The organism is Candidatus Hepatincolaceae symbiont of Strigamia maritima, assembly GCF_055505085.1.
Map to the genome: position 1 here is coordinate 1 of NZ_DBKDTU010000219.1, position 5,125 is coordinate 5,125.

The following is a 5,125-nucleotide window of genomic DNA, read 5'->3' on the forward strand; positions in this document are numbered from 1 at the left end:
CCTGCTGAACCGCTCTTCCGATCTACTTATATAAAGGAATTATATTATGAATCAAGTTAAAAAAGAAAAGTGTACTATTAAACAATTTAATGAATTATATCCTGATGATGATTCTTGCTTACAAGAGATTTTTAATAAAAATTATGGTAATCAGTTACATTGTATTGAGTGTAATAACTCTTTTAGTTATCATAAAGTAGGTAATAGAAAATGTTATGCTTGTGCATATTGTGGTAACCAAATACACCCTTTAGCTAATACAATTTTTCATAAGTCATCTACTAGCTTAAAATCTTGGTTTTTTGCTATCTTTTTATTCTCTGCTTCAAAAAATGGTATTTCTGCAAAAGAGTTAGAAAGACAACTAGGTGTTACTTATAAAACAGCTTACCGTATGGGACAACAGATTAGAAAGCTGTTTAATGAAAGTATAGATTTGTTAAAAGGTGATATTGAAATTGATGAGACCTATATAGGTGGTAAAGAAAGTAATAAACATTATGATAAGAAAACACCTAATACACAAGGACGTAGTTTGGCCAAGAAGACTGCTATTGTAGGTGCTATAGAAAGAAAAGGAAATATAATTGCTAAAGTTGTTGGTGATACTACTTCAGCAACTATTAAACCTTTTATAAGAGACAATGTACAAATTAACTCTAACATTCATACAGATGAATATAGAAGTTATAAAAATATCAATAAATTAGGTTATAACTACTCACAAGTTGAGCATGGTAAAAAACAATGGGTAAACGGTGATTCTTATACTAATTCAATTGAAGGATTCTGGTATCAATTAAAACTCTCCATAAATGGAACTTACCATTTTGTAAGCCCTAAATATTTACAAGCGTACGTAAATGAAATTTCTTTTAGATACAATAAAAGAAATCAAACAACCCCAATTTTTAAATCTATTCTACAATTGGTTTAGAAGCTTTAGAAATCATTGTATCAAATAAAGATTTGTCTGCAATAGGTTCATCTTTTAGTTTGTCTTTATTTTGCATCCAAATTTCTTTTAGTTTTAAAGCTATTTTCTCTTTTTGCTTTTCAATCATTTTTTCTGTCATCTTTATATATTGTATTTCTTCTTCACATTGTTTTACTATTTCTTCTTGTATCTCCAAAGAGGGTATGGGCAAACAAAGATTTAATATCGTACTTTTATTTAATTCAATTTGACCTGTAGAACCAGTACATAATTTTTCTAATTCTTTACTGCTATATATAGAGGGATACGGCTAAGTAAACATACTTAGAATTTATATTATTATATACTCTGATGGTAGTGATATGACTATCAGTTACATATTCTCCATCTAAATCAAAGTATGTTATTCTTCCTGTAGTATTAACTAAAATATCTCCTTTTTTTAAAAGCTTACTGCCTATTTTATCTTGATCTAAATAGTATACAGTATCAAAGTTAATACCATCATATCTCCTAGCTTGACTAGACTTAATAACAATAGTGTTTGACTTTCCATATTTAGGTGTAGCACCTTTTATTAAAAAAAATATTTTAGCTAATCTCATCATGCTACTCTCTGTCTGTCCATAGAGACAGAACGTACCCCCCCCCTAGCTTTTAAGGACTTTATGAGGTTTTCCGCATGCTTAATTGAGTTATCAATTTCTTCTAATTGTTTAACTATTTTTTCTTGTTTTTCAAGGCTTGGTAGCGGAATCGTTATTTTACAAAAATCACTAAAATTTAAAGTCTGCCTTACACTACCAAAAGCATAAAACTTAATTTGCTCTTTTAGTTGCTTTGACTGCAATAACCAATAAAGATATTTAGAATCTAATCTGTGTTCATTTTTAACTTTAAAAACAACCTACATATGGCTTACACAACCTACATTTTTTGTAAGATTTAACGCTATAGATCCTACATTGATACGTGGGGCTATAAGCAAATTGATTGAGCTCTACTAACTTATAATTCTCTGTGTTATCTGAGGCCACTTGTTCTTTAAAAACTTCTTCTTGCAGTATAAATGTACCACCACTTTTATTAGTAACACTCAACACAGGTGCATTTACAGTATTACGTTGTATTACTTCTTCTATAAGCTCACCTAGCTGCAATATTTTAATGAACTATTAAATTCAAACTTTTTATATGGACTTGGAATACTTATATAATTGTTATTCTTTATAGCCTCCATATCCATTTTATTAAAGCCTATTTCAAGTAAATTACTTTCATTTTCCTTATCATTAAACGATAAAAATATATCAAGATCATTTTAACCTTCTTTACGTAGCCTTTTAGTAATTAACTGCATCAAAACAATGCTCGATACATAAACTGTTACCGTTAGCACTACCTAGTTTATAAAACCCTGAATAATCGTCAAAATTACCCAGTGAAAACGGCATATTGGTTATAACTACATCATATTTTTTATGACTTGGATTTTTAAGGCTCTCTTGTCGTACAATATTATTGTGTCCATCCCCAGTTAAAATCATATTCATTTTTGTAATACGGGCATTTTTAGTAATTTCTCCACCAAAAATTGTTTCTTTTTTGAGCATATCTAAATTTCTGTCACTCATTGGCATTTTATTATAGATATGTTTAAACGATTCAATTAGCATTCCACCAATTCCACAAAATGGATCGTATATAGTTTCACCAAATTTTGGATTAACAAGTTTTACTAGCGTTTTTACAACATGGCGAGGTGTAAAATATTCACCTAAATCTTTATTTTGGTTTGCTAAATATGCTTTTAAAAAATATTCACAAGCATCACCCTTAATATCTGAGTTTGTATCTACAAGAGACAATGGGTCAAGATTATCTATAATACGCTTTAACACAACAGGGTTTTGCAACTGTAATGGTGAAAAAATATCTTCTCCATATTCTTTTTGGAAATACCTTAAAACAACATCATTTACATAGTGTAAAAGCTCTACACCATCTTTATTTTTAAAGTAATTCCATCTAAATTCTTTTTGAATTGAGGTATGTAATTTAGCTCCGCTTTCTTCTGCCAGCTCAACTTCTTCACTAAATATTTTCAGAAAAAGTATCTTACAAAACTCACTAAATCGCTCTACACCAGCTTGCAAGCCCTCTTTTCTTAACCCTTTATTCGCATTAGCAAAAATTGTAATAAGCTCTTTACGAGATTGTATTACCTTTTTACCAATAGCGTTATGTTCATTGGTATATAAATACTGTAATGCTAAACTTTCCGTTACAAAATGGTCAACTGCTTCACCATTTAACATTAAAGGTTTCAAATTACTTAAGTGAATAGTTTTTATTGTGCTACCATCGCTTGCGTAAGCAATAGGTGCTTTAAATTGATGTACATACTTTTTAGCCTGCTCTAAGGCTTCATTTAAATCTTTACCTTTACGTTTTGCCTCTATTATAATAATCGGAGTTTCTCTATCGTATGCCTTTAAAACATAATCAGCTCTACCTGATAAATTTGTTCTTTCAGTTAAAACATTTTTATCGCTAACAGTAAGCTTCCAGCCTTTGTTTTTTAATGCTTCATCAATTTCAATTCTAGCATCTGCTTCCGTTAACATTTTAATCCCTTAAATTTTTGAATTATACTTTATTATACATTAATAAAATGAATATTATCTTAACAATAGGATAAAAATCTGTTTACTTGTTGTTAAGGGATAATTGCCATATTTTAAGTAAACTGTTATAACTTAAGAGCATAACTATTAAGTTATTTGCCAATTTGAGTGAAAATTAAACTTATATAAAATTATTATCTAATTATGGCTTTAGTTCGGATTATTAATAACATCTAAATTGATATCAAAGGGATTGATATCAATATTGTTGTAATTTGTAACTTTAAAGAAATCTATATTGTTATAATTTTCCACAGTGGTAAATTTTCTACTCAATACCTTTTTAATTTGCATTGCTCTAACATTTAACCCATCTTCTCGTAATGAAAACTCTCCTAATATCCCTTGGTTTCCTTTATAATTTAATAAATTTTTCCTAGAAAAATCATACATTACGCCTTTTCCTTGAAAAAATTTAATAAATTTTAAAATCAAAGTCCCACTATCATATCCAGCAGCTGCTAAAACATGGGGTTTCTTTTTATAGTAATTTAAGTATCTTGTATAAAATTGAGTATCTTCTAGTGATTTATAAGCAGGAAAATAAGCTCCATTTAAAGTATTTTCACCAGCTATACCCTTACTATTATTCCAATAACTATTCCCGATAATATGTAAATCTTTATAAGGAATATCTACTACGGGTAAATGTACCGATAATAACACGGCTCTTTTACCGAAATCTCCAATATATAAAGTATCAAAATCTAGTTTAGGATTAGGTACAATAGTTATTAACGAACCATTTTTATCATGTACTTTTTCACCTTTAGCCAATCTTCCTACTACTTCTTTATGTTTTTGTAATTCTTCTTCCGGTATTAATTTCTCTACATACTCGGTTAATTTAGGTACATTTTGAGGGTACACAATATACCGTACTAGTCTCATACCTCTGGCTTCAAGAGCTGCTTTTAAAGTAGATAATGAAAATAATCCATATTGATTAGCAGGAATCAATGCTGCAATATTAGATCCTCCTAATTCTTTTTGAGTATAATCTACTATTTTTTCTACATCATTATCTAGTAAATATGCCATAGTGTAGGCATTATCAGTATTTTTAAAAATTTGTCTGTTATTAGTAAAGCTAATTACCGGAATATTTTTTGCTGTAGCTAAATCTATTACTACTTTGGTAGTTTCAGATAAAAGAGGTCCTACAATAATTTGAGCTTTATCCTGATTAATTGCTTTTCTTGCTACTTCTTCCGTAATTTTTACATCACCTACAGTATCATAAATTTTAAAAATTGCTACTTCATTCTGACTATCTACAAAAGATAAATATACTCCGTTAAAAATTGCCTGTCCTACTTCTTTATATTTTCCGGTTAAAGGTAACATTACGGCAATGATAACTTTTTGTTGTTCCGGTACATCCAAACGATTCGTAAAATCCTGATCAATTTGTACTAATGAACAGCTTGCTAAAATTAGTAATATAAAAAAAACTAAAAATAATTTTAATTTATTAAAAATTTTTTGCATGTAATATTCT

Annotated in this window: 5 protein-coding genes and 1 pseudogene; 1 reads left to right on the top strand and 5 read right to left on the bottom strand. The window is 28.9% G+C overall.

What is annotated here, in order from left to right:
* Positions 1–46 precede the first annotated feature (46 nt).
* Complete coding sequence (locus ACQCX0_RS06020) at positions 47–937, top strand: IS1595 family transposase (protein ID WP_462563270.1); 891 nt, start codon at positions 47–49, stop codon at positions 935–937.
* On the opposite strand, the gene ACQCX0_RS06025 is transcribed toward ACQCX0_RS06020, so the two are convergent.
* The 5 genes and pseudogenes from ACQCX0_RS06025 to ACQCX0_RS06045 form a co-directional block, all read right to left on the bottom strand.
* Entirely contained in the window at positions 918–1,235 is a 318-nt protein-coding gene (locus ACQCX0_RS06025) for a restriction endonuclease subunit S (protein ID WP_462563274.1), read from the bottom strand. The genes ACQCX0_RS06020 and ACQCX0_RS06025 overlap by 20 nt on opposite strands.
* On the bottom strand, positions 1,228–1,545 hold the full coding sequence (locus tag ACQCX0_RS06030) for a restriction endonuclease subunit S (RefSeq protein WP_462563271.1): 318 nt from the start codon (positions 1,543–1,545) through the stop codon (positions 1,228–1,230). Before ACQCX0_RS06030 ends, ACQCX0_RS06025 begins: the two co-directional genes overlap by 8 nt.
* Positions 1,542–1,829 (bottom strand): annotated as a pseudogene (locus tag ACQCX0_RS06035) (restriction endonuclease subunit S); the annotation flags it as partial. The pseudogene ACQCX0_RS06035 and the gene ACQCX0_RS06030, both read right to left, overlap by 4 nt.
* 451 nt (positions 1,830–2,280) lie before the next feature.
* A complete protein-coding gene (locus ACQCX0_RS06040) occupies positions 2,281–3,564 on the bottom strand; it encodes an HsdM family class I SAM-dependent methyltransferase (protein WP_462563272.1) in 1,284 nt (427 codons plus the stop codon).
* A 210-nt stretch (positions 3,565–3,774) separates the two neighbouring features.
* Positions 3,775–5,125: penicillin-binding protein activator (locus ACQCX0_RS06045; protein ID WP_462563273.1), on the bottom strand; the 1,351-nt coding region annotated here is incomplete at its 5' end.

Excerpts from the sequence above, each read along its gene's own strand:
- ACQCX0_RS06020 (WP_462563270.1), top strand. The coding sequence starts at position 47 with ATGAATCAAGTTAAAAAAGAAAAGTGTACTATTAAACAATTTAATGAA.
- ACQCX0_RS06030 (WP_462563271.1), bottom strand. The coding sequence starts at position 1,545 with ATGATGAGATTAGCTAAAATATTTTTTTTAATAAAAGGTGCTACACCT.
- ACQCX0_RS06040 (WP_462563272.1), bottom strand. The coding sequence starts at position 3,564 with ATGTTAACGGAAGCAGATGCTAGAATTGAAATTGATGAAGCATTAAAA.